The sequence below is a fragment of the Sphingomonas telluris genome (assembly GCF_022568775.1).
Taxonomy (GTDB): Bacteria; Pseudomonadota; Alphaproteobacteria; order Sphingomonadales; family Sphingomonadaceae; genus Sphingomicrobium; species Sphingomicrobium telluris.
This window is the reverse complement of sequence record NZ_JAKZHW010000002.1, coordinates 104,863-130,000: the sequence shown is the minus strand read 5'-3', so window position 1 is coordinate 130,000 and position 25,138 is coordinate 104,863. Positions and strand designations below refer to the sequence as shown.

General features: G+C 65.7%; 25 protein-coding genes. 10 read left to right on the top strand and 15 right to left on the bottom strand.

All coding sequences use genetic code 11. The features are described 5' to 3' along the window. Positions 1-26: 26 nt before the first annotated feature. Positions 27-1,196 (bottom strand): M48 family metallopeptidase, encoded by a 1,170-nt coding sequence (locus LZ016_RS11570; protein WP_241447632.1) that lies wholly within the window; start codon positions 1,194-1,196, stop codon positions 27-29. Between the two features lie 117 nt (positions 1,197-1,313). Between LZ016_RS11570 and LZ016_RS11565 the strand changes: the two genes are divergently transcribed. The 6 genes from LZ016_RS11565 to LZ016_RS15740 are packed head-to-tail and all read left to right on the top strand — an operon-like array spanning position 1,314 to position 5,119. After that, a complete protein-coding gene (locus LZ016_RS11565) occupies positions 1,314-2,309 on the top strand; it encodes an ATP-dependent DNA ligase (RefSeq protein WP_277622770.1) in 996 nt (331 codons plus the stop codon). After that, the gene (locus LZ016_RS11560; RefSeq protein WP_241447630.1) at positions 2,306-2,884 is read left to right on the top strand and encodes an alpha-ketoglutarate-dependent dioxygenase AlkB; all 579 of its coding nucleotides are present in this window, start codon (positions 2,306-2,308) and stop codon (positions 2,882-2,884) included. The genes LZ016_RS11565 and LZ016_RS11560 overlap by 4 nt, the downstream gene beginning before the upstream one ends. 37 nt (positions 2,885-2,921) lie before the next feature. Then, complete coding sequence (locus LZ016_RS11555; RefSeq protein ID WP_241447629.1) at positions 2,922-3,257, top strand: hypothetical protein; 336 nt, start codon at positions 2,922-2,924, stop codon at positions 3,255-3,257. Beyond that, positions 3,244-4,479: an NRAMP family divalent metal transporter gene (locus LZ016_RS11550; RefSeq protein WP_241447628.1), complete on the top strand. Its 1,236-nt coding sequence runs from the start codon at positions 3,244-3,246 to the stop codon at positions 4,477-4,479. The genes LZ016_RS11555 and LZ016_RS11550 overlap by 14 nt, the downstream gene beginning before the upstream one ends. Next, a complete protein-coding gene (locus LZ016_RS11545; protein ID WP_241447627.1) occupies positions 4,476-4,829 on the top strand; it encodes a PRC-barrel domain-containing protein in 354 nt (117 codons plus the stop codon). Before LZ016_RS11550 ends, LZ016_RS11545 begins: the two co-directional genes overlap by 4 nt. Continuing rightward, entirely contained in the window at positions 4,751-5,119 is a 369-nt protein-coding gene (locus tag LZ016_RS15740) for a PRC-barrel domain-containing protein (RefSeq protein ID WP_366512918.1), read from the top strand. Before LZ016_RS11545 ends, LZ016_RS15740 begins: the two co-directional genes overlap by 79 nt. Here LZ016_RS15740 and LZ016_RS11540 read toward each other — a convergent pair. Further along, complete coding sequence (locus tag LZ016_RS11540; RefSeq protein ID WP_241447626.1) at positions 5,052-5,939, bottom strand: arginase family protein; 888 nt, start codon at positions 5,937-5,939, stop codon at positions 5,052-5,054. The two genes, LZ016_RS15740 and LZ016_RS11540, sit on opposite strands and share 68 nt — an antisense overlap. Before the next feature lie 41 nt (positions 5,940-5,980). Here LZ016_RS11540 and hutI point away from each other — a divergent pair, with 41 nt between their 5' ends. From hutI to hutH, 3 genes are read left to right on the top strand one after another with little or no spacing between them, the layout of a single operon-like run. Continuing rightward, a complete protein-coding gene (gene hutI / locus LZ016_RS11535) occupies positions 5,981-7,198 on the top strand; it encodes an imidazolonepropionase (protein WP_241447625.1) in 1,218 nt (405 codons plus the stop codon). Then, positions 7,176-8,849 (top strand): urocanate hydratase, encoded by a 1,674-nt coding sequence (hutU, locus tag LZ016_RS11530; RefSeq protein ID WP_241447624.1) that lies wholly within the window; start codon positions 7,176-7,178, stop codon positions 8,847-8,849. Before hutI ends, hutU begins: the two co-directional genes overlap by 23 nt. After that, complete coding sequence (gene hutH, locus LZ016_RS11525; protein WP_241447623.1) at positions 8,846-10,351, top strand: histidine ammonia-lyase; 1,506 nt, start codon at positions 8,846-8,848, stop codon at positions 10,349-10,351. Before hutU ends, hutH begins: the two co-directional genes overlap by 4 nt. A gap of 4 nt (positions 10,352-10,355) precedes the next feature. Here hutH and LZ016_RS11520 read toward each other — a convergent pair whose 3' ends face one another. The 11 genes from LZ016_RS11520 to serS form a co-directional block, all read right to left on the bottom strand. Then, positions 10,356-10,772, bottom strand: coding sequence for a hypothetical protein (locus tag LZ016_RS11520; protein WP_241447622.1), 417 nt, complete (start codon positions 10,770-10,772; stop codon positions 10,356-10,358). 145 nt (positions 10,773-10,917) lie between these two features. Further along, positions 10,918-11,328 (bottom strand): DUF2147 domain-containing protein, encoded by a 411-nt coding sequence (locus LZ016_RS11515; RefSeq protein ID WP_241447621.1) that lies wholly within the window; start codon positions 11,326-11,328, stop codon positions 10,918-10,920. A 70-nt stretch (positions 11,329-11,398) separates the two neighbouring features. Further along, positions 11,399-11,809: a DUF2147 domain-containing protein gene (locus tag LZ016_RS11510; RefSeq protein WP_241447620.1), complete on the bottom strand. Its 411-nt coding sequence runs from the start codon at positions 11,807-11,809 to the stop codon at positions 11,399-11,401. Positions 11,810-11,854: 45 nt separating this feature from the next. Beyond that, on the bottom strand, positions 11,855-12,220 hold the full coding sequence (locus LZ016_RS11505) for a response regulator (protein WP_241447619.1): 366 nt from the start codon (positions 12,218-12,220) through the stop codon (positions 11,855-11,857). Continuing rightward, complete coding sequence (locus LZ016_RS11500; RefSeq protein WP_241447618.1) at positions 12,217-13,707, bottom strand: sensor histidine kinase; 1,491 nt, start codon at positions 13,705-13,707, stop codon at positions 12,217-12,219. The genes LZ016_RS11505 and LZ016_RS11500 overlap by 4 nt, the downstream gene beginning before the upstream one ends. 106 nt (positions 13,708-13,813) lie before the next feature. Continuing rightward, positions 13,814-17,095 carry an error-prone DNA polymerase gene (locus LZ016_RS11495; protein WP_436286364.1) on the bottom strand — a complete coding sequence of 1,094 codons (3,282 nt, stop codon included), beginning with the start codon at positions 17,093-17,095 and terminating at the stop codon, positions 13,814-13,816. Continuing rightward, positions 17,095-18,603, bottom strand: coding sequence for a DNA polymerase Y family protein (locus LZ016_RS11490; RefSeq protein ID WP_241447617.1), 1,509 nt, complete (start codon positions 18,601-18,603; stop codon positions 17,095-17,097). Before LZ016_RS11490 ends, LZ016_RS11495 begins: the two co-directional genes overlap by 1 nt. Next, positions 18,527-19,225 (bottom strand): ImuA family protein, encoded by a 699-nt coding sequence (locus LZ016_RS11485; protein WP_241447616.1) that lies wholly within the window; start codon positions 19,223-19,225, stop codon positions 18,527-18,529. Before LZ016_RS11485 ends, LZ016_RS11490 begins: the two co-directional genes overlap by 77 nt. A 71-nt stretch (positions 19,226-19,296) precedes the next feature. Further along, positions 19,297-20,121, bottom strand: a complete 825-nt coding sequence (locus LZ016_RS11480) for an alpha/beta hydrolase family protein (protein ID WP_241447615.1) — start codon at positions 20,119-20,121, stop codon at positions 19,297-19,299. 48 nt (positions 20,122-20,169) lie between these two features. Continuing rightward, positions 20,170-20,655: an alpha/beta fold hydrolase gene (locus tag LZ016_RS11475; RefSeq protein ID WP_241447614.1), complete on the bottom strand. Its 486-nt coding sequence runs from the start codon at positions 20,653-20,655 to the stop codon at positions 20,170-20,172. Between the two features lie 212 nt (positions 20,656-20,867). Then, complete coding sequence (gene serS / locus LZ016_RS11470) at positions 20,868-22,127, bottom strand: serine--tRNA ligase (RefSeq protein ID WP_241447613.1); 1,260 nt, start codon at positions 22,125-22,127, stop codon at positions 20,868-20,870. 54 nt (positions 22,128-22,181) lie between these two features. Between serS and LZ016_RS11465 the strand changes: the two genes are divergently transcribed. Next, positions 22,182-23,135 carry a DUF808 domain-containing protein gene (locus LZ016_RS11465; protein WP_241447612.1) on the top strand — a complete coding sequence of 318 codons (954 nt, stop codon included), beginning with the start codon at positions 22,182-22,184 and terminating at the stop codon, positions 23,133-23,135. Here LZ016_RS11465 and LZ016_RS11460 read toward each other — a convergent pair. Together LZ016_RS11460 and LZ016_RS11455 are read right to left on the bottom strand one after the other, a co-directional pair. After that, entirely contained in the window at positions 23,132-23,680 is a 549-nt protein-coding gene (locus LZ016_RS11460; RefSeq protein ID WP_241447611.1) for a flavin reductase family protein, read from the bottom strand. The genes LZ016_RS11465 and LZ016_RS11460 overlap by 4 nt on opposite strands. Positions 23,681-23,757: 77 nt before the next feature. Next, positions 23,758-25,089 (bottom strand): DUF4118 domain-containing protein, encoded by a 1,332-nt coding sequence (locus LZ016_RS11455; RefSeq protein WP_241447610.1) that lies wholly within the window; start codon positions 25,087-25,089, stop codon positions 23,758-23,760. Positions 25,090-25,138: the final 49 nt, after the last annotated feature.

Here is a 25,138-nt window from a genome sequence, read left to right as displayed (position 1 = left end):
TTCGGCTGCGGCCAACCGCCATGCGCTCAACGCGCGGGCGGGTCCGGGTGTATCGCTTTCCATTCCATCGCGGTGTGCACGCGCCGCTCGACCGAAGGATGATCGTAGAAGACCGCTTCCTCCACTGGGTCGGGGCGAGGGTAACGATACTCCGCCGTCTTCACGAGCGCCGATGATAATGCATCCGGACGGTTCTCCGTCCGCAGCGAGTAAAGATCGGCTTGGGCCTCCTGCATTCGCGAGAATGTATTGATGATCGGCGATGCCAGGATCGCGAACAGCGAAACGAGGAACAAGAGCACTGGAACGGCGCGCGGTTCCGCTACGCCCGCGTCAGTCCCGAAAGCTCGCGCGAAACGCGGGAACAAGCGGTCCGCCAGCCAGAAGAGGAACAGCGCAAGGATCGCGAAAAGCGCGACTGCGTACCAGATGTGCTTCAGGACATAATGGCCGATCTCATGACCCGTGACCGCACGGACCTCATCGAGCGATGCGTTCTTGAAAGCGACGTCCGAGATCGCAACGCGAGCGGAGCTGCCGATCCCGGACACGTTGGCCGTGAAATTGTTCGACTGCCGTGAGCCGTTGTACATGTAGATCTTGTTCGGCGGGATGCCGGCCCGCCCAGCCATGGACACAAGCGCATCGCGCACCTGCCCCGGCGGTACCGGCTCATACTTGTTGAACATCGGCTCGATGAGGATCGGCGCCAGCAGCATCACGGCCGCCAGCGCAATCCCGGCAAGACCGCCCGACCACAGCCACCATCGCTTGCCCGTCCGCCGCATCAACCAATAGACGCCGATCATGAAGACGGCCGTGAGGAGCGTGCTGATCGCCGCCGCAAGGGCCGCCTGGCCCAGAAAGTCCGCAAGGGGCTGGCTCGATCGGCCGTAGCTCTTTTCCCTCCACCAGCTTTCATAGATTGTCCACGGCAGAGTGATCACCGTGGACAGCAGGATGAAGGCGCCGCTGACCAGGAACGCACGCAGGTTGCGACGCCGCTCGCCGATGCGCCGATCGAGCCGGTCTAGAATGCCCCATCGGACGATCACCCAGGTGACGATCGCGGAAACCACGATGCCCCAGAGCAGCAGCCAGTGGCCGCCAACAGTATAGTCATGTGCTTTGTCGAGATTGGCGGCGCCCAGGCTGTCGATGTACCGGGCCGTCGCTGCTTTCGGATCGAACGCCATTACGCTTCTTCTCCCCCAACGCCGACAGACTAACGCGAGGCATAACAGGCGCAACGGGAACGACTGCGAGGCGCAGGGGATTGTCCGCGAGTGGCAAAGCCTACTGAACCCTCACCGATGGAAGCGCTGTTGGCCGCTGAGCTGCCGGATGGCGAAGGCTGGCAGTTCGAGCCCAAATGGGACGGCTTTCGCTGTATCGCGCGCCGAGACGGCGAGACGATCGAGATGATCTCGCGCTCCGGCAAATCCCTCGGCCGCTACTTCCCCGAAGTGCTGGAGTTGCTCGGACGCGTGAAGGAGCAACGCTTCACACTCGATGGAGAGCTGATCCTTCCGCTCGCCGACCGGCTCGACTTCGAGGCGTTGCAGATGCGGCTGCACCCGGCCGAGAGCCGCGTCCGCAAGCTCTCGAAAGAGACCCCTGCCCAGTTGATGCTCTTCGACGTGCTGCGGATCGGCGCGAAGGAATTCGACCAAAAGCCGTTGGCGGATCGTCGCCTTGCTCTCGAGAAATTTCACAGGGTGAACGCTGTCGACGGCCTGCTTTTGTCGCCCGCGACGACGGACCGGAAGATGGCGCTCGGCTGGCTGCAGCGCAGTGGCGGCGCACTCGACGGCGTCGTCGCGAAGCGCCTCGATCAGCCTTACCGCTTCGGCGAGCGGGCGATGGTCAAGGTGAAGCAGTTGCGGACCGCCGACTGCGTGGTCGGCGGGTTTCGCTATGCTGAGAAGAAGCGCGAAGTCGGTTCACTCCTCCTCGGTCTCTATGACGGCGAAGGGCTACTGCACCACCTCGGCTTCACGTCCGCCATTCCGGCGAAGGAGCGCCCGGAACTGACCGAAAGGCTGGAAGCGCTGATCGGGCCGCCCGGATTCACCGGCAATGCGCCTGGCGGCCCTAGCCGCTGGAACACCGAGCGCACCGCTCAGTGGCAACCGCTCAAGCCCGAGCTGGTTGTCGAGGTTCGCTACGACCAGGTTACTGGGCGGCGCTTCCGGCATGGCACGGCACTGCTGCGCTGGAGGCCCGACAAGGCGCCGGAGCAGTGCACTTTCGAGCAACTGGCTCCGGAGCTGAAGCCGTCCGAGATCCGGGAGCTGTTCGGCGCATGACCCAGGCCGATCTCTTCGCCGAACCCCTGATCGAAGGCCTCGACTATCGGGAGGACTTCATCAGCCGCGATGAAGAGGCATCTCTGCTGCGCCAACTCGAGATGATCGATCTCGCGCCCTTCCGCTTTCACGGCTGGACCGGCAACCGCAAGACGCAAAGCTACGGCTGGCGGTACGACTTCGACGACGCAAGCTTCCGTCCGGCCGAGCCCATTCCGGACTGGCTGCAGCCGCTGAGCCGGAGAGCGGCGGAGCTGGCAGGCGAGGAGATCGCTCATGCGCTCCTTGCGCGCTACGACCCAGGTGCCGGCATCGGCTGGCATCGCGATCGCTCAGTGTTTGAGCGCGTCGTCGGCGTGTCGCTGAACTCACCGGCGAACCTGCGCTTCCGCCAGCGGACTGGCGCCGGCTTCAAGCGCTTCAGCCTGCCCGTGGAGCCGCGGTCCGCCTACCTCCTGTCGGGCGAGGCTCGCCACGATTGGGAGCACAGCATCGTGCCGGGCGAGACTCTCCGTTTCTCCATCACCTTCCGGACTTTGTCCGACCTCGGGCGCCGCAAAGCTGCGCAGAACTGAAGCGGAACGCTCCGCCTTCGTAACGAGTTATGGGCGCATGAAACGGCTCGTGCTGTTTTGCGTGGCGTTGAGCGGTTGCGCGCAGGGAGCGGAAAAGGACCTTCCCTCGATAGGGGAGGCGCGTTCGCTCGCCGCCGAGTGGGCGCTGGTCAATGAGCAGGCACTCGAGGCCAACGTCACCAAGATTTACGCGAAGACGATGCGGGCGTCCTTCCGCGATCAGCTGACGACCATCTCGGAAGAACTTTCGGAGCCCACGGCAAGCGCGATCGTGAAGGACCTGGTGACCCAGCCCGACGACGCGCCACCACAGCAGCTGCGCGAGAGCTCGGAACGGTTGAAGCAGATCGAGGACCAGCTTGAATCCGCTTGAGCTGACACTCGGAATCATGACCGCCGTCGGCGGGTTCGTCGACATCAGCGAACTGGTGTTCGCGGCGAAGGCCGGGTCGACCTTCGGCTACGCGCTCATCTGGGTTTTCGCGCTGGGCACGATCGGAATCATGGTCTTCGGCGAGATGAGCGGCCGTGTCGCGGCCGTGGCCAAGCAGCCGGTGTTCAACCTGATGCGTCATCGGCTTGGGCTCAAGCTGGGATTGGTCACGCTGTGCGCGTCTTTCATCAGCAATCTGATCACTTGTGCCGCAGAAGTCGGCGGGACTGCGCTGATCCTCAATTACCTGACCGGAGCGCCGTACGTGTTGATGGCGGTGACGATCGTCGTCCTGCTGATCGCCTCGATCTGGGTGCTGCCATTCAAGTGGATCGAGCGCGTCTACGGGCTGCTGGGCCTGTTCATGATTGTCTTCCTGGTTGCGCTCGTCGCGATCCACCCGCCGTGGGACGAGATCGCCGGCGGGTTCGTTCCGCAGGTGCCGCAGGGGCTCAGCACCAAGGAGCTGCTGATGTTCGCCTATTTCGGCGTGGCGATCCTCAGCGCGGTCATGTTCCCTTACGAGGTCTACTTCTATTCGTCGGGCGGCATTGAAGAAGGCTGGGGCCCGAAGGATCTCCTGACGAACCGGCTCACCTGTGTGGTCGGCTTCGCGCTCGGGTCGCTGCTGGCGATTGCCATCCTCGCCAACTCTGCGGTCCTGTTCGGTCCGGCGAACGTCGATCCCGCGGTTCCCGGCACAGCCGCGCTCGAGGCGGCCATCCCCTTCGGAAAGTGGGGCCTGATCCTGGCGCTGCTGGGCATGTTCTTCGCAGTCGCAGGAGCGGCGGTCGAGACTTGCCTCGCGAACGCCTATTGCGTCTCGCAATTCTTCGGCTGGATCTGGGGGCGCCACAAGAAACCGTGGGAAGCACCGCGCTTCACGCTCACCTGGATCGCCGTTTTCCTGCTCGCACTGGCAATCATCCTCACTGGCATCGATCCGATGCAGCTGGTCGAATATGCGGTGCTCTTCTCCATCCTGGTGCTGCCGCTCACCTATCTGCCGCTGCTGCTGCTGGCTGGCGACAAAACCTACATGCGCCAGCATGTGAACGGCCGCGTCGCAAGGAGCCTTGGCTGGCTCTATTTCGCCATCATTACCTTGGCGGCAGTCGCGGCCATCCCGCTCTTCATCCTGACATCCGGAGGGCAGGCATGACGCCCGACAATCGCATCAAGCTGGTGAGCCAATTGCTCGATCTGCCACTGCTCGACACCGAGGGAAAATATTGCGGCGTCGTCGACGACGTCGAGTTCACCGGTCAGGCGGGCAAGGAGCTGAAGTTGAAAGCATTGCTCGTCGGTCCGGGGGCGTATGCGGGCCGGCTGCCGCCGTGGACTATGTGGCTGGTGAAGAAGCTGGCAGGCGATCGGATGACCCGCGTGCCGATGGACAAGGTGCGCGCGATCACGAGCACCGTTCATCTCGAATGTCCGGGCCGCGACCTTGGCTTGCACAAGAGCGAGATCGCAGCCGGCAAGTACGTGCCCGAATGGGGAGCCCTGTGATGCGCCTGACCGACGTGCGCCATAAAGAGGTCCGTACGCTCGACGGCGAGCGACTTGGCCGCATCTTCGAAGTGCACTGCGAACGCGGGACGGTGACGGCACTGATGGTTGGGCCCGGAAGCCTGTGGGAACGCTTTACCGCCAAGAGGGGAGGTCAGCGCATTCCATGGGGGCGGGTGAAGCGCATCGAGGCGAAGGCGATCGTCGTAGCGCCGGCCGCGGCTACGAAGCGCGCATCTCGAAGCCCGCGAGGCACTCGGCCACCCAGCGGGCGGCGGTCAAAGCGCTGAGATCCGTCGTGTCCAGCGGCGGGTCCCATTCGGTCAGGTCGATCACGCGAACGCGCGGCTCAGCCGCCAGCTGACGAGCGGCGCGGAAGAATTCCGCCGAACTCATCCCACCCGGGCGGGCGCCCGGTGCCGCGGGAAACTGGGAGCGGTCGATCACGTCGATGTCGCAGTCGACGACGATCGCCTCGCAGTGCGCGACGTGGTTCAAGGCGCGCTCGATCGAACGCTCGATACCGTTGAGCCGGATCTCGCCGATGGTGATGACGTGATTGCCCGCCTCGACCGCGTCGCGATGCATCTTCTGGCTGTTGGCGAAGGCCGCCAGGCCAACTTGCGCGATGTTCGCACCCGGAAGCCCATCCTCGATCAGCGCCCGCACGGGATTGCCGTTGCCGAGACCCCGGTCCGTCTCGCGCATGTCGAAATGGGCATCCAGCGTGATGAGCCCAACCTCCTCCAGCGGCATTCCGAGGCCGAGGACGCCGGGCCTCGTAACCGCATTATTGCCGCCGACGAGCAGAGTGAGCGAATGGACCGCCGTGCTCGCCTGAACGGCATCGCGGATCGGACCCGTCGCCTGTTCGATGGTCAGGTCCTCGATTTCGACATCCCCCCGATCGGCAATGCGCGTCGACAGCTCACGGCCCGTCTCGATGTCGTAACGCCCGATCCTCCGCAGCGTCTGGCGGAGCAGCGACGGCGCCAGGTCGCATCTTCCGGGAGTGACCGATCCGGCAGCCAGCGGAGCGCCGATCAGGCCGACTGGCGTGGACACTTCGGGGAGGACGAGAAGCTCGAAGAGGTTGGGCCAGCCGCTCATTCCTTTGCCGTAGCAACAGCTGTCGCCTAAGGCGATGCACCATGTGGGACCGCCTCCTCGTCGACTGCCGAATTGCCACCATGGTGCCCGCGCCGGGCAATCCGCTCGGCATCGTCGAGAACGGCGCGGTCGCGATCCAGGACGGCCGCATCCTGCGCGTCGGCAAGCGGACGGAGCTTGCCGGTTTCCGGGCGAAGGAAGTGGTCGCGCTCGGTGGCGCATGGGTGACGCCGGGTTTGGTTGACTGCCACACGCACCTGATTTTCGGCGGAACGCGCGCCAACGAACATGCGATGCGCCGAGCAGGCGCGACCTATGAAGAGATCGCCAAGGCCGGGGGCGGGATTGTCTCGACGGTCAAGGCGACGCAGGGTGCATCAGACGACCAGCTGCTGGCGTCAGCGACGCTCCGGCTCGATGCGCTGAAGAGCGGCGGCGTCACCACGGTCGAGATCAAATCGGGCTACGCGCTCGACGTCGAGGGCGAACTTCGAATGCTGCGCTGCGCGGCGACGCTCGCGAAAGGGGGCGGGGTCCGGATTGTGCCGACCTTGCTCGCGCTCCATGCGCTGCCACCCGAGTACAAGGATCGCCGCGAGGACTATGTCGCGATGATCGCCGACGAGCTGATCCCGCGCGCGGCGCGAGAGAAGCTGGCGACCAGCGTCGACGCGTTCTGCGAGCGCATCGCCTTCACGCCACAGGAGGTGGAGCGCGTCTTCACCGCCGCACAGGCGAACGGCCTTCCGGTACGTCTTCACGCGGAGCAGCTCTCGAACCAGAACGGCGCCGCGCTCGCCGCGAAGCACAAGGCGCTGTCTGCGGACCATCTCGAGCATCTCGATGACGCGGGCGCCAAGGCGATGGCCAAGGCGGGAACGGTCGCCGTCCTGCTTCCCGGAGCATGCTACGCGCTGCAGGAAAAGGTGAAGCCGCCGGTCGATCTTCTGCGCAAGCACAAGGTGCGGATCGCCGTCGCGACCGACTGCAACCCGGGAACTTCCCCGATGCTCTCGCCGACGCTGGTGATGAATATGGCGTGCACCTTGTTCGGCCTGACCCCGGAGGAGGCGCTCGCAGGAATGACCGTCAACGCAGCACGCGCGCTTGGCCTCGCTCACGAGGTCGGAAGCATTGCGGCCGGCAAGGCCGCGGACCTGTGCGTGTGGCGAATCGAAACTCTCGCCGAGCTGGGCTACTGGATCGGCCTGCCGGGGCCCGAGCGGCGCATTTTCAATGGAGCAGACACTGACCGATAGACGCGACAACTCACGCCATATCCGCGCACGCCGCGGCAATGACGTGCGGGCGAAGCATTGGACTACCGAGGCGGCCGTCCGGATGCTGATGAACAACCTCGACGATGAGGTTGCCGAGGATCCGCAGAGCCTCGTCGTCTATGGGGGTATCGGCCGCGCCGCGCGCAACTGGCAGTGCTTCGACAAGATCGTCGAGACGCTTGAGCGGCTGGAGCAGGACCAGACGCTTCTCGTTCAGTCGGGCAAGCCGGTCGGCGTCTTCCGGACACACAAGGATGCGCCGCGCGTGCTCATCGCCAATTCCAACATCGTGCCGAAATGGGCGACCTGGGAGTGCTTCAACGAGCTCGATCGCAAGGGACTCATGATGTACGGGCAGATGACCGCCGGCAGCTGGATCTACATCGGCACGCAGGGCATCGTCCAAGGCACGTACGAGACCTTCGTCGAGATGGGGCGCCAGCATTATGGCGGCGATCTTAAGGGCAAGTGGATCCTCACGGCCGGTCTGGGTGGAATGGGCGGAGCGCAGCCGCTCGCGGCGGTGATGGCGGGCGCCCACTGCATCGCGATCGAGTGCCAGGGAAGCCGCATCGAGAAGCGCCTGGAGACGCGCTACCTCGACAAGCGAGCCACGAGCATCGACGAGGCGCTGGAGATCATCCGCACTGCCACCGAGCCGACCAGCGTCGGCCTGCTGGGCAATGCCGCGGAAATCCTCCCCGAGATGCTGAAGCGCGGCATCCGGCCGGACGCGTTGACCGACCAGACCTCGGCGCATGATCCCGCCAACGGCTACTGCCCGGCAGGCTGGAGCGTCGCCAAGTGGCAGGAGCTGCGCGAGCGCGACCCTGCGGCCGTCGCCGATGCCGCTCGCCAGTCCATCGCGGTCCATGTCGAAGCCATGCTCGCCTACAAGGACATGGGCGTGCCGACTTTCGATTACGGCAACAACATCCGCCAGGAAGCGAAGGACATGGGCGTGACCCACGCATTCGACTTCCCGGGCTTTGTCCCGGCCTATGTCCGCCCGCTCTTCTGCCGCGGCATCGGGCCGTTCCGCTGGGCCGCACTGTCTGGCGATCCCGAGGACATCTATCGCACCGACCAGCGCGTGAAGGAGCTGATCCCCGACGATCCGCATCTGCACCGCTGGCTCGACATGGCACGCGAGCGCATTGCGTTCCAGGGCCTGCCCGCGCGCATCTGCTGGGTCGGCCTCGGCCAGCGTCACCGCCTTGGCCTCGCCTTCAACGAGATGGTTCGCAATGGTGAAGTCAGCGCACCGATCGTCATCGGCCGCGACCACCTCGACAGCGGCTCCGTGGCGTCACCGAACCGCGAGACGGAAAGCATGCTCGACGGCAGCGACGTGGTTTCCGACTGGCCGCTGCTCAACGCGCTCCTCAACACCGCGAGCGGCGCGACCTGGGTGTCGCTACACCACGGCGGCGGCGTCGGCATGGGTTATTCGCAACACAGCGGGATGGTCATCGTCGCGGACGGCAGCGACGACGCCGCGCGGCGTCTCGAGCGCGTGTTGTGGAACGACCCGGGCACGGGCGTGATGCGTCACGCCGACGCGGGCTATGCGATTGCCGTCGACTGCGCACGCGAGCAGGGCATGGATCTGCCGATGGTCGGCGCATGAAGCTCGATCCCACCAACATCGATCTGGCGACGCTTCGTCGCCTCTGGGCCGGAGCGGATGCGAGCCTCGGCGATCGCGCGATGCAGCGCGTTGCCGAAGCCGCTGCTTCGGTGGACCGCATCGTTGCGGGCGGCGAGACGGTCTACGGCGTCAACACCGGCTTCGGCCTCCTCGCCAGCACGCGCATCCCCGACGAGCGCCTCGCCGAGCTCCAAACAAACCTGATCCTGTCGCACAGCGCGGGGCTCGGCGAGCCGCTGCCGCGCCACGTCACGCGGCTGATGATCATCCTCAAGCTTCTGGGCCTTGGACGCGGCCATTCCGGCGTTCGGCCGCTGGTGATCGAAGCGCTCGAAGCGCTACTCGAACATGATGCCATGCCTCAGATCCCGGCGCAGGGCAGCGTCGGCGCCTCGGGCGATCTCGCCCCGCTCGCGCACCTGATTGCAGCGCTGATGGGCAAGGGCCGGATCGACGTTCGCGGCGATGTGCTCGCGGCCGATGAGGCGCTGCGCAGGCTCGGAATGCAGCCGCTGCAGCTCGGCCCAAAGGAAGGCCTGGCGCTCATCAACGGAACGCAAGCTTCCGCCGCAATCGCACTCGATGCGCTGTTCGCCAGCGAGCGCGTCTTCGCCGCTGCCATTGCCGCGGGCGCATTGTCCGTGGATGCGCTGAAGGGCAGCGTGAAGCCGTTCGATCCGCGAATTTCCGACCTTCGCGGCCAGCCGGGCCAAATCCGCGTCGCGGCTGCCTTGCGCGACCTGCTCGACGGAAGCGAGATCGTCGAAAGCCACACCCGCTGCGGAAAGGTGCAGGACCCCTACAGCTTCCGCTGCCAGCCGCAGGTTATGGGCGCAGCGCTGGACCTGCTCGAAAATGCCGCGCGCACGCTGACGATCGAAGCGGGCGCAGTGACCGACAATCCGATCGTCTTTCCCGATGAGGACACGGCGATTTCGGGCGGCAATTTCCATGCCCAGCCGGTCGCCTTCGCGGCGGACATCATCACGATGGCGATGTGCGAGGTCGGGTCCCTGTCCGAACGGCGGACCGCGGTCCTTATCGATCCGAAGATGAGTGGCCTGCCGCCTTTCCTGACGAACGATAGCGGCGTGAACTCAGGGCTTATGATTCCGCAGGTAACGGCGGCTGCGCTGGTCAGCGAGAACAAGAGCCTGGCGTTCCCGGCGAGCGTCGATTCCATTCCGACATCCGCGGGACAGGAAGACCATGTGTCGATGGCGCCGATCGCGGGGCGCAAGGCGACGCAGATCGCTCGCAACGCCGCCGGCGTGATCGCGGTCGAATTGATCGCCGGAGCGCAGGGCATCGATTGCCACTCTCCGCTCAAGACGTCCGGCAAGTTGCAGGCCGTTCACGATAAGGTGCGCGAACATTCCCCGCACCTCGTGTCAGACCGCTATTGGGCGGAAGAGATGGCCGCGCTTCAGTCGGCGGTGCTGGCGGGAGAGTTGTTCACTCTCCCGCTCGAAGCCGCCTGAGCTTCTACTTCTGCCCCAGGCTGGCCAGCATATCGGCCGCCGTCGCGGGGCCGCGCACCAACGTATCCGAGTGCTGCGCGATATGCTTGCGGAGCTCGATCCCCACCATCGGGCCGTAGGGCAGGCCCATCTTCTTCGCGGCCGCGTCCAGCGCATCGTCCTGTGCCGGTGTGGTCTGGGGGAAGATGACCATATAGTCCCAGCTGTCGCCGTCGGTGTGCGCGTAAACCTGGCCCGGACCTACGCCCGCTGCGGCAGCGATCTGATCTTGCTGCGCGAGCCATCTCAGCAACTCGATCTGATGCCCGGGCGCCGCGCGATACAGAGATACGGTCGCGCGACCCATGTTCTGCGCATGCGCAGGAATTGCGAACGTGCAAGCAAGCGCGGCGGCCGCCGCGACAACGGAAGGTAGTTTCATTGTTAGCCCCCTTCGTGGGCGCTTTCGCGCCGGATCGGCCGCCTCATGGCAGACCGGCTCACCCGTCACGTAAGGACGCGACTCATGGCGGAGCAGCGGCGCTCCATTAGCACAAGCTAACAACAGTAAGAATTGCGCCTTGCGGTTAGCTGCCGACGCGCGTCCAGCGCTGCTCGTCGCAGACGAGACCGATGAGAGCGCAGCCCTGCACTTCCATGACGTTCGGGCCGACCTGGCGGACGGTCGCCGACGCGTACATGTTGCGCTTCGGCACGAACACCTTGCCCTTGTAACGGCCTTGGCCGGCAGGCTTCAGGCCGCTCAGGATGCGCGTTCCGATAAGGTCCCGGGTCCCGCCCTCGCGCGCGTTCTTCCGGGCCTTTTCGGACGCACGAACGACCGTGCCGCAGAAGGCATTGCCGCACGGCTCGACCTTCACGACGACACTCCGCTTCGGGTTCGTCCACTGGCCTTCCAGCGCGGCCTGCGCCGACGCAGTGACCGGCATGGCAGCTGCCAGCAGGACGATTCCGGCCTTGGCAAGAATCCGTTTCATGGGATTTCCGCTACAGAAGCTTTGCGGCAAGAATCGTTCGATTAGCTTGCGCACGCATGAACGACCGTAGCTAACCGCCGCTTGGCACCGCCTCGTCGGACCGGGTCCATGTCTGCGACCGGCAGATCATTCCCCCCAGGATACATCCGGACACCTTCAGCCGCCTTGCATCCAGTGTCTGGATCTTGCCCCCGACATGCATGTTGAGGTCGGGAATGAAGATATTGCCCTTCCACTGACCGTTCCGGTTTGGCTTGAACCCGGTGAGCAACTCAGCGCCGACGAGCTTGTCGATGCCGCGATGGGCAGCTTTCTGCGCCGATGCGTTCGCCCAGGTCACCGTGCCGCACAGGTTGCTCCCGCACGGCGACAGGCGGATGATCACGCTCTTTTCAGGATGCAGCCAATGACCTTCGAGCGATGTTGCCGGCGTTGGCGACGCAACGAGAGCAACAGAGGCGAACACGGCAGTTGAGGCCATCCCGGCCGGTATGCACGCGGAACCGATATTCCGAAACTGGGAGAATTATGCAGACGGAGCGGCGGCACTTTGCGCCAAGGCCCGGCCAATTTCTTCCGCGCTGTACGGCTTCGCGATCGTCGGCACAGACCTGAATTCGTCCGGATGTGAACCGTCGCCGTATCCGGTGGCGAAGATGAAGGGGATCGAACGCTCCTTCAGCTCGGTGGCGACGGGATAGCTGAGGCAGCCGTGGACTTTCACGTCCAGAATCGCCGCGTCCAGTTCTACGCTCGCCAGCAGGCGATGAGCGTCTTCCAGGTGCGATGCGTGATGCACGGTCGCGCCTTGGCCGACGAGCAGGTCCTCGAGCGCCAGTGCGATGATGGGCTCGTCCTCGACGATGAGGATCGACCTTCCTTGGATCCTCATTTGGACGCTGCGAGGAGCCGGGCCAGGATCGTGCACTTGAGGCCGCTCGGCAGGAATTCGAGCGTGACGCTGCTGCGCAGTTCGGCGGACAGGCCGCGCTCGATCAGGCGCGTTCCGAAGCCCCGCCGTGTCGGCGCTTCGACGGGCGGCCCGCATGCCTCCGTCCACTGGATCGTGAGTTCGGTGAAGTCTTCCTCGCCCGGCTTGGCCGTCCAGCGAACGTCGACCGTTCCGGTCTCGTTCGACAGAGCGCCATATTTGATCGCGTTGGTGCAGAGCTCGTGGATGGCCATCGCCAGCGAGACCGCGGTCTGGGGCGCAACGACGATGTCCGGGCCCTGAAGCCGAACACGTTCGATGTTCGCGCCCGCCGTTGCGGCGACCGACGCCTTGATCGTCTCCAGCAGGCCGGCGCTCTCCCAGCTCTGCGTGGTGAGAAGGCTGTGAGCGGCGGAAAGCGCGGTCAGTCGCGCGTCGAAGGCCTGGCGAGCCACGGCTGGATCTATGCCATCGTTGAACGACTGCATCGCCAGCGCCTGGACGATCGACAGCGTATTCTTCACCCGGTGGTTGAGCTCGTTGATTAGCAGCTGTTGATATTCTTCGGCCCTGCGCTGCTCAGTGACGTCGTATCCCTGGACGAAGACGCCGGAGGCAGGTTCGCCCTCCGCGCCCTGGATCGGCTGGTAGATGAAATCGAGGAAGCGCTGCTCTAGCGGGCCGCCGCCCTCCGCCTCCAGCATCACGCTCACGCGGCGTCCGACATAGGCTTCTCCGGTGGCGCGGACCTGCTCGAGCAAGGTGACGAAGCCTTGGTCGACCACTTCCGGCAGCGCCTCGGCGACTGGCTTGCCGATGATGTCGCGATGGCCGACGAGCCGCCGGTAGGCGGCGTTGGCGAGCTGGAAGCGATGCTCGCGCCCGGCAAGCACGGCCACGAAACCCGGCGCCTGTTCGAACAGGGTTTTCAGCCGCTGAGTTTCCTGAAGCAAGCTCTGATTGGTTGCCTGCACCGCATGGGCGCGGTGGAAAACGCCCGTCTCGTCACGGGCATAATGGCCCGCCTCGGCCGCGAACTCTCGCAACCGGTGCAGTTCGGTCACGTCCACTGTGTGCTGCAGGATGAAGGCGACCTGGCCGATTTCATCGAAAAGCGGTGTGTGCGTCGCGCTCCAGTAGCGTTCTTCGTATCCGCCAGACGGCGTAGCGATGTCGTAGCGGATCAGCGCGATCTCATCGCGTTTCCCGGTGCGGAGGACTCGTTCCAGAGAATTATAGAGTGATTGGTAGCTGTCGGATTCCGGATCGCTCGGAAAGGCTTCGAACATCGGCATGCCGGTAATCTCGTCCCGCTTGCGCATGGTCACGGCGAGATAGGCATCGTTCATCGTGACGATGGTGAAATCGGGCGCCATGAGCACGTAAGGGTTCGGCGATGCGCCGAACAAGGCCTCGAAATCGAGCTGGTTAGGGACCCGCGCAAGCATTGGGGATTAACTCCGATACACGCACGAGAGCCGGCGTCGTGGCAGCGGGAATTGATCGGCGAACGGCAGTGAGTCAATCTTTGTTTCGAAGACGAACTGATAAAAGTTAGTGGAAATCTCGTGATTTCGGAATGATTTGTACGTCTCGAGGGTGGGTCGCGGCTGGAGGGCGCCAGCTTCCTGCGCCGTCTCCCTGATTGAGCGTGGAGGGCATCATCTCGTCGCTCAAGTGCCGCAGCATGTGGCTGTGGTCTTCGAGCCTGCGCGCGACGACATGGATGACCCCATCCTCGGCATCCTTCTGGATGATGCCGTGCACGCACATCAGCCGCGCCCCCATGACGATCTTGCGCTGGGTGTCGAAGACGTCGGGCCAGATGACGAGGTTGGCGATGCCGGTCTCGTCCTCCAGCGTGATGAAGCACACACCCTTGGCGCTGCCGGGCCGCTGCCGGATAAGCACCAGTCCCGCCATCGACACGCGCTTGCCGTCGCGAATGGCGTTGAGCTTGTCGGCGGTGATGAAGCCCTGCCTGCCGTATTGCTCGCGCAGGAACTGCATCGGGTGCGCCTTCAGGCTGAGGCGAATGGTCTGGTAGTCGTTCACGACATGCTCGGCGAGCGGCATGGCCGGGAGCTTGGCGACGGTCGCTTCGGCGCCCTCATCGCGTTCCGCCGCGGCCACGAACAAGGGTAGGTCCGGCGCCTGCTTGAGCGCCCGCGCGTCCCATAGCGCCTGCCGCCGGTCGAGGCCCATCGACCGGAACGCATCCGCCGCCGCGAGCCGCTGGATCGCGTGGACGGGAACGCGGCCGCGGCTGCGCAGCTCATCTACTGCGGCGTAAGGCTTTGCGGCCGTGAGCCGGTCCGCAGCCTCGCGGTGTAGCCCTTCGACCTGTCGCAAGCCGAGGCGAAGAGCGCCATCCTCCAGCGTGCAGTCCCAGTCGCTGTGGTTCACGTCCACTGACCGGACCTCGACGCCGTGCTCGCGCGCATCCCTGACGATCTGCGCCGGCGCGTAAAAACCCATCGGCTGTGAGTTCAGGAGGCCGCAGGCGAACGCCGCCGGATATTTCCATCGCAGCCAGCTCGAAACGTAGACGAGGTGCGCGAAGCTGGCGGCATGGCTTTCGGGGAAGCCATATTCGCCGAAGCCCTTGATCTGGTCGAAGCAGCGCTGGGCGAAGTCGGGATCGTAGCCGCGCTCTACCATCCGACCGACCATCTTGTCCTGAAGCACCTCGATGTTCCCGCGGCTGCGGAACGTCGCCATCGCCTTGCGCAGCTGGTTCGCTTCTTCCGACGCGAACTTCGCCGCATCGAGCGCGATCTTCATCGCTTGCTCCTGGAAGATCGGAACGCCGAGCGTCCGTCCCAGGATCTTCTCCAGCTCGTCCGGTTCGCCATGGGCGGGATCGGGGCAGGGGAAGGTTACCGGCTCCTTGCCCGACCGCCGCTTCAGATAGGGATGAACCATGTCGCCCTGGATCGGTCCCGGCCGGACGATCGCGACTTCGATGACCAGATCGTAGAACTTCCGCGGCTTGAGGCGCGGAAGCATGTTCATCTGCGCGCGGCTCTCGACCTGGAACACGCCGAGCGAATCCCCCTTGCACAGCATGTCGTAGACGCCCGGCACTTCCTGCGGGATCGTCGCCAGCTCCCAGCGTTCGCCGTGGTGCTGTGCAATCAGGTCGAAGCATTTGCGGATGCAGGTCAGCATGCCGAGCGCGAGCACGTCGATTTTGAGGATGCCGAGCTCCTCGATGTCGTCCTTGTCCCATTCGATGAAGGTGCGGTCCTCCATCGCGCCATTGCCGATCGGCACGGTCTCGGTCAGCGGCCGCTCCGTCAGGATGAAACCGCCGACATGCTGCGACAAATGGCGCGGCATGCCGATCAGTTGCTTGGCCAGCATCATCGTCCGCTTCAGGTGCGGATCGTTGAGGTCGAGCCCGGCATCTTTCGCGCGCTCCTCCGCAACCTCCGCCTCCATGCTGCCCCAGTAATTGGATGCGATGGCGGCGCAGACGTCCTCGGAGAGGCCCATCACCTTGCCGACTTCGCGCACGGCCGAGCGCGGCCTGTAGTGGATCACGGTCGCGGCGATCCCGGCGCGGTCGCGGCCATACTTCTCGTAGATGTGCTGGATCACCTCCTCGCGCCGCTCGTGCTCGAAATCGACGTCGATGTCGGGCGGTTCGCGTCGCTCCTCCGAAATGAAGCGCTCGAACAGGAGGTCGCTGGTCGCCGGGTCCACCGCGGTAATGCCGAGGCAATAGCAGACGGCGCTGTTCGCCGCCGACCCGCGTCCCTGGCACAGGATCGGCGGATCGAGCCCGCGCGCGAAGGCAACGATGTCGTGGACGGTCAGGAAGTAGCGCGCGAAGTCGAGCTTCTCGATCAGCTTCAGCTCGTGGTTGAGCTGGGTCAGCACCTTGTAGGGGATGCGCTTGCTCCAGCGGTTGTGCGCGCCTTCCCATGTCAGATGCTCGAGGTGCTGCTGCGGAGTCCGGTTCTCCGGCACCGTCTCCTTCGGATATTCGTAGCGCAGCTCGTTGAGGCTGAAGTCCAGCGCGTCCGCGAACTCCCGCGTCGCCTCGATCGCGTGCGGCCAGCGGGCGAACAGCCGCGCCATCTCTTCAGGCGATTTCAAGTGCCGCTCGGCATTGGGATTGAGCAGATAGCCCGCCGTCGTCAGCGTCACCTTCTCGCGGATGCAGCTCATCACATCCTGCAGCGGCCGGCGGTCGGGCGCGTGATAGTGGACGTCGTTGGTCGCCAGGGTCGTGCAGCCGTGGCGTCTCGCGATGCGGTCCAGCCGCTCGATCCGAGCGCTGTCATCGCCGCGGTAGAGCCAGCTCGCCGCAACGTGACGCAGTGACGTCAATGCGTCGCGAAGCCTCGGCAATTCCTGTTCGAAATCATCGAGATCGTCGGGCGGCCAGGCGATGAAGGCGATGCCTTCCGAATGCCCGGCCACGTCGGCGAGGGTTAATTCGCACTCGCCTTTCTCGGCGCGCATCTTGCCCAGGCTGAGCAGCCGCGACAGCCGTCCATAGCCGTCGCGGTCGATCGGATAGGCGAGCAGACTCGGCGCATCCGTGAGGTCGAGGCGGCAGCCGATCAGAGGCTTGAGACCCGCGCCCTCACACGCGCTGTGCATCCTGACGACGCCCGACAAGGTGTTGCGGTCGGCGACCCCGATGGCGTCGTAGCCAAGCCGTAGTGCCGCCAGCGTCAGCTCGATGGCGTCGGACGCGCCGCGCAGGAAGGAGAAAGGCGTCGCGACGCCAAGCTCGACATAGGGCGCCTTCTCGACCGGCGCCGGGGGCATGTCGTCATTGCGGACCAGCCGCAGCCGGGAAAAGCCTTCCTGCTCCGGCATCAGCCGAAAAGCCCATGCATATACCAGGCGGGCAGCCCGCCTCGACCGTCGCCGACCAGCCCTTCGCGGTAGATCCAGTAGCGACAGCCGGTCTGGTCCTCGACGCGGTAATAATCGCGAAGGCGTGCGGTCGACCGCTCGCGCCACCATTCGGGGGCGATCCGCTCCGGCCCTTCGACGCGCGCGATGTCGTGGACGGCACGACGCCAGACAAAACGGCGCGGCATGCCTTCGGGCGTGGCGTAGATGACGTCGATGGCTTCGGGCCGGTCGAGCAGGCGCTGCGGCCTCTGCGCTGCCGGAAGCGCGGTGGGGTCGACTTTCTCCAATGCCGGCCGCCAGCCGCTCGCCCGCTCCGGCAGATGGCTTTCGACCGGCTGCGGCCGCCGCACCTTTTCGGGGCCGAGCTTCACGCTGAGCCGGTCCACCAGCCGCGCGACCTCGCGTTCGCCGGACGGCTCCTCGACCAGGCTGTCCTGCGCGGAAGCGAGGCTTTCCGCCCAATCCGCCTGCAGCGCGAAGGCGTCGAAACCGAAGCCTGGATCGAGCGCGGCCGCCTTGTCGGCGATGAGGCGCTGGAGATGCTTCGGCTCGCGGCTGGGAATGGCGGTCGCGACCGACGCCACGGCGATGCTGCCGTCGACGCGAAAGCCGATGATGGAAATCCGCCGGGCGCCGAGATGGCGTTTCTCAAGCTGGCGGACGAGGTCGGGGATGAGGCGTTCCAGCGCCTGGCTCGGCGCTTCGGGATGCGTCGCCGGCTCCTCCAGCTTGAGCATGGCTCGCGGCGGCCGGTCGGCGCGGACGGGGGTCAGCGGCTCCGGCTTGCGCCCCAGCGCGCGGTCGAGCGCATCGACGGGATTGTCGGCATCGCGGAACCGGCGCGCGAGCGAGCGGCGCTCGATCCCGGCCAGCGTGCCGATCGTCTTGAGGCCCAGCCGTTCGAGCGTCCGCGTCGCCTCGGGTGGAAGCCGCAGTGCCGCGACCGGCAGGTCCGCCAGCTTCGCGCCCGCATCCTTGCCGCAGACGGTCGCAGGGGCATTGCCGTAATGCGCCAGCGCCCAGGCGGCTGCAGCGGTCGGCGCCATTGCCATCCGCGTCGACAGCCCGGCGACGGCGAACTTCGTCTGAACGTCCGCCACCAGCTCCCACTCGCCGCCAAAGAGATGCGCGACGCCGGTGACGTCCAGACGCAGCGCATACGTGCCGTCCACTTCGACGAGAGGCGACCAGCGCCCGGCCCAGCGCGCCAGCCGCTCGATCAGCGCCGCATCGCCCGCAGGGTCGGCCGGAACCGCCACCAGCGCCGGGTCGAGCGCCCGCGCATCGGTCAGCCGCGTACCGGCTCGCGCACCCCGCTCGGCGGCCGCCCGGGTCACGGCATGGATGATTGGACCGTGCGTGCCCTCGACGGTCAGGACGACCGGATCGTCAGGCCCGAAGTCGCTCGACTTGCTCCAGCGCTCCACTGCCAGGTGCGGCAACCAGACGGAAAGCACCCGCCTCATGTGCGATGCTCCAGCGGCCGGGCTGATGTCCCCGAGCGCGGAACAGCTCCGCATCCCAGGCGGAGATCCCGGGAGCGCGCGGATCGAACGGATTGGCGAGGCTCGGGCCACTCGCGATGCGCCAGCGCATGCGCGCTCCGCTGAGGTTCGCGGTGCCGCCCAGACGCACCAGCCAGCACGGCACGCCCGACCGCTCGGCCGCGACCGCAAGCCGCCGCGTGGCGGTGAAGTCGAGCGCCTGCGGGTCGCCCCACAACTCGCCGATGACTGCGGCTAGGCCGGAGCATCTTACGCCTTCTTCCATCGCCCAGAGGGCTGCACGGGCATCGCGCGCTTCGACGTGGATGAGCTCGCCGCGTCCAAGCCCCGGGGGATAAATCCGCCCGCTTTCGAGGATCGCCATGCGGTCCTGGATCCACAGCAGGGGCTTGCCGCGGTCGGCCTGGGCCAGCAGGAAATTCGTCCAGCCGGCATCGCGCGGCGAACCCGCGAACAGTTCGGACAAGGTGGGGCCGGGCGGCGCCGGCAAATGCCAGCGCGCACCCGGCAGGGGCGCGTCCGGCGGGGATCCGGACGCGGGGGATTTGGCCGCACGACTTCCGTCGCCGGCGACGAGGGACAAGCCTTTCGCCACACGACTCACAACGCTTCTGTTCTGCTTTTGTTCTTTATCTCGTGAGTCGGGTCACAGAGTCAATTGCGCGAATCGAGACGCGCCCAAGCCGTTTTGAAACCGGCCGAATCCGGAGCACCGGACTCCCTCGGCCGAAGCTCGATCGGCCGTCCTTCCATCTTGCCGATGAAGGTCGCAATCTCGTTCACGATCCTCGTCAGCGCCGGGCGCCAGAGCACCACGCCGGTGTGATAGGTATCGAGCTCCACCGCATGGTCGATCTCGCCCTCACGACCACGCGCTGCACTCGGCGCGACGATGCCGTCCCGCCGCGACCAGAAGGCCAAAGTCGGGACCGGCGGCTTGCCGATCCCGCGCGCGAACGGCGGCTCATTGACGTCGTGCCCGGCGATCCGCTCGTAGAGCTCGCGCACGTTCGTGTTGTTCTTCAAGTCGCCGGAAAAAGGCGAGCATAACGTGACCACCGCGCGCACCTTGTCGGGATGCGCATGCGCAAGCTCGCGTGCGAACATGCCGCCCAGGCTCCACCCCACGAGCAGGATCGGACGTCCGTCGTAAATTTCGTCCAGCCGCTTGCCGAGCAGCTTCAGCGTGTCGGGCTTCGCGCCCCGGTTGGTTCCGAGGTTCCACGGGTGAACGCGCCAGCCCGCTCGCGCCAACGCACGACGGATGTCCATCGTCGTCCGGTCGCCGGCCAGGAAGCCTGGAAGGACGAGCGCCGGCGGCCCGTCCTCCGGGCCTCGGGGGCCGACGGGGCCAAGTCCCGCCAGAAGCCTTGGGATGTGCCACGCGATCTCGCGCAGCCGGTGCCAGCCCGGCGGCGCAAGGTCGTCCGGATGAACTTCACCGGCAACTGCGGCGGCAATCGTACGCGCGACTTTCATGACCCGAAGATTGGGTCTTTCCGTTTCCGAAACAATAAGTTTCGTGAATTAAGCGTGATTTTTCAGAAACCTGTCGATTTCGTGCACCACCGTCCGGACGGTCCGGACCGACACGCCGAAACCCATGTGCGTGCATCGTAACTCCACAGCTTCATCTCGTTCGTGATCCAGGCCGCGGGCCGAACGAGGCGCGACAATGCCGTCTCCGCGAGACCAGAACGCCAGGTGTGGCACTGCTGGCTTGTCCGTGATGCGGGGAAGCGGCGGATTGACGACACTATGTCCCGCAACCCGCTCGTAGAGCCGCCAGACGTTGTTTTGCCGTGGGTCGCCCGAGAAAGGAGAGCCGAGGGTCACGACCGCTCGCACACGGTCAGGCGCCACTCGCGCAAGCTCGCGCGCAAACAGGCCGCCAAGGCTCCAACCGACAAGAAGGATAGGCCGATCCTTCGAAATGGCATCCAGCCGCGCCTTCAGCCGCTCTAACGTATCGGCCCGAGCGCCCTTGTTCCACCCGAGTTCCCATCCGTGCACGCGCCATCCTGCCTCGGCCAGCGCGCGGCGAAGGGCCAGGGTCGTCCGGTCCGTCGCGATGAAACCGGGAATGACAAGTGCCGGCGGACCATCCTCCGGGCCACGCGGCCGAAGGTGACCGAAACCATGCCAAAACCGCGCGAATAGCGACGCGCCCTCGTAGAACCGGCGCCACGCGGGAGGCGGCCGGTCGTCACCCTCGAACGCCGCACTCAGAGGAACTCGCCCCCCATCAACTCCTGCAGCACCGGCGGGAGCTTCACACGGCCGTCGGCAGTCTGGTGGTTCTCCAGCAGCGGCACGAGGATACGCGGAGAGGCCAGCGCCGTGTTGTTCAGCGTGTGCGCGAACCGCACCCTCCCGTCGCTGCCGCGGTAGCGGAGGTTCGCCCGGCGCGCCTGCCAGTCGTGCAGCGTCGAGCAGCTGTGCGTCTCGCGATACTTGCCGAGGCTCGGCACCCAGCTCTCGATGTCGTTCATCCGGAACTTGCCGAGACCCATGTCCCCGGTCGAGGTCTCGATCACCTGGTAGGGAATTTCGAGCGCCTTGAGCAGGCTCTCCGCCAGCTGGAGCAGCTTTGCATGCCACTCGGCAGACTGAGCGTCGTCGGCCTCGCAAATCACATATTGCTCGACCTTGAAGAACTGGTGGACGCGCAGCAGCCCGCGGACGTCCTTGCCCGCGCTGCCGGCCTCCCTGCGGAAGCACGGCGAGATTCCGGCGTAGAGGATCGGCAGCTTGTCGCCTTCCAGGATTTCGCCCGAATGGAGCGAGGTCAGTGCCACCTCGGCAGTCCCGGCAAGATAAAGGTCGTCGTTGGGAAGCGCGTAAGTTTCCTCGACATGACCCGGGAACTGCCCCTGGTTGATAAAGGCCTGCTCGCGGGCGATCGCCGGAACGCTTATCGCGGTGAATCCGGCATCGGCGATCTGCTGCAGCGCCCAGCCCATCAGCTTCAGCTCAAGCAAAGCGAGGCGGCCCTTGAGGCAATAGGTGCGGCTGCCCGAAACCTGGACGATCCGGCCGAGCTCCGCCCAATCGTTCTTCTCGATCAGCGCGACATGGTCCAGCGGCTCGAAGTCGAACTTGGGCGGCTCGCCCTCTCTGCGGATGACCGTGTTGAAGGTCTCGTCGGGCCCGACGGGGGCGCCTTTCCACGGAATGTTCGGAACGCGCATCTGCAGCTCGGTGAGCAGCGCCTGCTTCTCGGCGAGGGCGTTCTCGAGCTCACCTGCACGGGCGCCCGCTTCCTTGGCCCGCCGCCCAAGCTCCGCGCGCTCTTCCGGAGGGACGCTCTTGAAGCGGGCGCTGATCGCGTTGCGTTCGGCCCTGAGCGCCTCGATCTCGGTCTTGAGAGCGCGCACCTCACTGTCGAGCGAGAGCAGATTGTCGAGGTCGAGCGTCACGCCTTTATCGGCGATCGCCTTCTCGACCGCCGCCCGGTTCGCCCTGATGAAGTCCAGTCCAAGCATGGCGCGGCACTGCGCGAATTGCGCCGGGACCGCAAGTTCGCCTAAGCGCCATGAATGCCTTCAGGTTTGATTGCGCTTCTCGACGATGTCGCCACCATCGCCAAGCTCGCCGCTTCGTCGCTCGACGATGTCGCCGGAGCGGCCGGCAAGGCGAGCACCAAGGCGGCCGGCGTCGTCATCGACGATACGGCGGTGACGCCCCGCTACGTCGTCGGCCTGGCGCCGGAGCGCGAGCTTCCGATCATCGGCAAGATCGCCTGGGGGTCCCTCAAGAACAAGCTGCTGATCCTGCTCCCGGTGGCGCTGTTGCTGACCGCCTTCGCCCCGTTCCTGATCGTGCCGCTGCTGATGATCGGCGGTTCGTACCTGGCGTTCGAGGCGACCGAGAAGATCCTGGAGAAGCTGCTCCACGACCACGATCACGAGGACAAGTTGATGGACTCCATCGACGACCCCCGCGAGCTCGAGGCGCTCCAGGTGAAGAGCGCGATCCGCACCGACTTCATCCTGTCGGGTGAGATCATGGCCATCTCACTGGCGAGCCTCGAACATCTTTCGTTGGTGACGACGGCGTTCGCCCTGATCGCGGTGGCTCTCGCCATCACTGCCGGCGTCTACGGCGTCGTCGCCCTGATCGTGAAGCTCGACGACATCGGACTGCACCTCGCGGAGAAGCCGGGTGCAGGAACACGCGCGGTCGGGCGCGGCATGGTGCGCGTCGTTCCGGCGCTGCTCAGCGGCCTCGCGGGAATCGGCACCGCGGCAATGCTCTGGGTCGGCGGCGGCATTCTCGTCCACGGCCTGGAGGAGATGCACGTCCTCACCTTCATCCCCGAGACGATCCATGGCCTGTCGCATTCGGCCAGCGAGGTTGTCGGCGGCTCGGGCCTGGTCGCATGGCTCGTCAACGCGGTTGGAGGAGCGATCGTCGGCCTGGTCGTCGGGGGCGTCATCGTCGCCATCGTCCGTCAGGTGACGAAGCATCCCGAGAAGCTGATCGTCGACTAGTCGAAGTGCAGCCTGCGGTAGCGTCCGCGGAAATAGAGGAGAGGGTCGAGCTCGGGATTGAAGCTCGCCTTCACGACCTGCCCGACAAGGATGTGGTGATCGCCGCCCTCGTACACGGCGAAGCGCTCGCATTCGAAGACGCCGAGCGACTCCTGAAGTACCGGCGCTCCGAACTCGCCGCGCGACCAGTCATTCGCCCCGAAGCGATCCTCCTGGCGCGTCGCGAAGCGGATCGAGGCAGGCTGCTGGCCGGTTTGCAGCACGTTGATCGCAAAGTGAGTGGCCGTCGTGAGAGCCCGGGCACAGGCGGCGTGCTTGTGCACGTTCACGAGCAGCAGCGGCGGATCAAGGGAGACGGAGGTGAAGCTGTTCGCCGTGAGTCCGACCGGCCGGTCCTGTTCGTCGAAGCAGGTAACCACCGTCACGCCTGTGGCGAAACAGCCCAGCGCATCGCGCAAAGTGCGCGGGTCCGAACCCGTGCGATACTCCCGTAACGTCTCGTCGTCGGCCATCGTGTCGAGGCTATAACAGGCCGCGCCAGTCATTCCAGCGAACAGCCTCTGATCAAGACCAATGCGCAAAGGCCTGACTCGCCCCTGCCGCCGCCAGAATGCGGCTGGGTCTATGAGCCGGGCTGGAGCCGGTAGCCCACGGCCGGCTCGTTGAGGATGATCTCCGGCCGCGAGGGATTGCGCTCGATCTTCTGGCGAAGCGCGCGGACGGCGACGCGCAGATATTCGATCTGCCCTTCCTGCGCCGGGCCCCAACCGGTCCGCAACAGATGGGCGTGGGTCAGGACCCGCCCCGGATGCTTCGCTAGCTCCGCGAGCACCGCATATTCCTTCGGCGTGAGGTGGACCTCCTCCCCGTCGCGAAGGACGAGGCGCCGGAAGAGGTCGATGGTAAGCCCGTCCACTTCGATCGGCCGCTGGTCGGAGTCCGGCCCGGTATCGAGCAGATTGGAAACGTAACGCTCGAGCTTCGCCGCCTCCGAGCCGATGCCCGACACGACCTCCTTGTCGGTCGCGCCGTCACGCCTGAGCGCGCGGACGCCGCCGGCGATCGCCTTCAGCGACGGCGTGATGTCCTGGCCGATCGTGGACAGGAGCACCGAGCGCACCCGGTCTCGCTCGCGGGTGCGCGCGAACTCACGCGCCTCGCTTTCCAGGCGCGCGCGCTCGAGCGCGAGCGCCACCTGGTCGAGCAAATTGTCGAGCAAGGCGAAAAATCGCGGGTCTACCGCGGGCACCCCATCGTCGCGCGCGAACCCCATCGCGGCAATGGCCCCGCTGCCGGACTTCACCGCATGAAACTGCCACTCGGTAGGCACCGCCCGGTCCACCCCCCGACCGGCCCGGCCGCGGGAATCGATGACGAGCGCGGCGACGGCGATGTCGCCGGGCGTGAGGCGCATCGGCACCGGCGCACTCGCCAGCAAGCGCGGCTCAGGCGACCCTGTCAGAAGCGCCACATTGCACTCGAACACGCCGGCCAGTTCGCTGACGCTGATTTGCGCGACCTCCTGCTCCGTCGTGCAGGTGAGCAGCCGCCCGGCCAGGCCGGCCACCGCCTCGCTGCGTGCCGCATGCGCTTCCGCGAGACGCGCCTGCCGGCGAACGGAGGCCGCCAGCTGGCTGGTCACCACGGCGACGGCGAACAGGACGATCACGGTGACGATGTCGTTCGGATTGTCGATTCTCAGCGTCATGTGCGGCGCGGTGAAGAAGAAGTTGTAGGCTAGCGCCGCAAGCAATGCCGCGAACATGCCGGGCCACAGGCCGCCCAGGACGGCTGTGGCGATGACTGCCGGGAGATAGAGCATGTCGACTGCCGAACTGCCCCAACTCGGCGCCAGTGCGAGGCCAAGCAAAGTGGAGCCCGCAACGAAGAGCAGGGCTTCGGCATAGCCGCGCGACGGGGCGGCAGCGGAGTGGGTGGCGCGCAAATCGGCCATCGGCGCTAAGTGATACTCGCCGTGGCCCGCGTCGAGTGGATTTCGCCAA

Coding starts and splice junctions, on each gene's coding strand:
- LZ016_RS11490 (WP_241447617.1), bottom strand. CDS start 18,603: ATGAGGCGGGTGCTTTCCGTCTGGTTGCCGCACCTGGCAGTGGAGCGC.
- LZ016_RS11500 (WP_241447618.1), bottom strand. CDS start 13,707: ATGCTTGCGCGGGTCCCTAACCAGCTCGATTTCGAGGCCTTGTTCGGC.
- hutH (WP_241447623.1), top strand. CDS start 8,846: ATGAAGCTCGATCCCACCAACATCGATCTGGCGACGCTTCGTCGCCTC.
- LZ016_RS11555 (WP_241447629.1), top strand. CDS start 2,922: ATGAAACGGCTCGTGCTGTTTTGCGTGGCGTTGAGCGGTTGCGCGCAG.
- LZ016_RS11540 (WP_241447626.1), bottom strand. CDS start 5,939: ATGAGCGGCTGGCCCAACCTCTTCGAGCTTCTCGTCCTCCCCGAAGTG.
- LZ016_RS11565 (WP_277622770.1), top strand. CDS start 1,314: ATGGAAGCGCTGTTGGCCGCTGAGCTGCCGGATGGCGAAGGCTGGCAG.
- LZ016_RS11520 (WP_241447622.1), bottom strand. CDS start 10,772: ATGAAACTACCTTCCGTTGTCGCGGCGGCCGCCGCGCTTGCTTGCACG.
- hutU (WP_241447624.1), top strand. CDS start 7,176: ATGGAGCAGACACTGACCGATAGACGCGACAACTCACGCCATATCCGC.
- LZ016_RS11515 (WP_241447621.1), bottom strand. CDS start 11,328: ATGAAACGGATTCTTGCCAAGGCCGGAATCGTCCTGCTGGCAGCTGCC.
- LZ016_RS11495 (WP_436286364.1), bottom strand. CDS start 17,095: ATGCCGGAGCAGGAAGGCTTTTCCCGGCTGCGGCTGGTCCGCAATGAC.
- LZ016_RS11570 (WP_241447632.1), bottom strand. CDS start 1,196: ATGGCGTTCGATCCGAAAGCAGCGACGGCCCGGTACATCGACAGCCTG.
- LZ016_RS11460 (WP_241447611.1), bottom strand. CDS start 23,680: ATGACTGGCGCGGCCTGTTATAGCCTCGACACGATGGCCGACGACGAG.
- LZ016_RS11465 (WP_241447612.1), top strand. CDS start 22,182: ATGCCTTCAGGTTTGATTGCGCTTCTCGACGATGTCGCCACCATCGCC.
- hutI (WP_241447625.1), top strand. CDS start 5,981: ATGTGGGACCGCCTCCTCGTCGACTGCCGAATTGCCACCATGGTGCCC.
- LZ016_RS11545 (WP_241447627.1), top strand. CDS start 4,476: ATGACGCCCGACAATCGCATCAAGCTGGTGAGCCAATTGCTCGATCTG.
- LZ016_RS11560 (WP_241447630.1), top strand. CDS start 2,306: ATGACCCAGGCCGATCTCTTCGCCGAACCCCTGATCGAAGGCCTCGAC.
- LZ016_RS11510 (WP_241447620.1), bottom strand. CDS start 11,809: ATGGCCTCAACTGCCGTGTTCGCCTCTGTTGCTCTCGTTGCGTCGCCA.
- LZ016_RS11455 (WP_241447610.1), bottom strand. CDS start 25,089: ATGGCCGATTTGCGCGCCACCCACTCCGCTGCCGCCCCGTCGCGCGGC.
- LZ016_RS11505 (WP_241447619.1), bottom strand. CDS start 12,220: ATGAGGATCCAAGGAAGGTCGATCCTCATCGTCGAGGACGAGCCCATC.
- LZ016_RS15740 (WP_366512918.1), top strand. CDS start 4,751: ATGTCCGGGCCGCGACCTTGGCTTGCACAAGAGCGAGATCGCAGCCGG.
- LZ016_RS11480 (WP_241447615.1), bottom strand. CDS start 20,121: ATGAAAGTCGCGCGTACGATTGCCGCCGCAGTTGCCGGTGAAGTTCAT.
- serS (WP_241447613.1), bottom strand. CDS start 22,127: ATGCTTGGACTGGACTTCATCAGGGCGAACCGGGCGGCGGTCGAGAAG.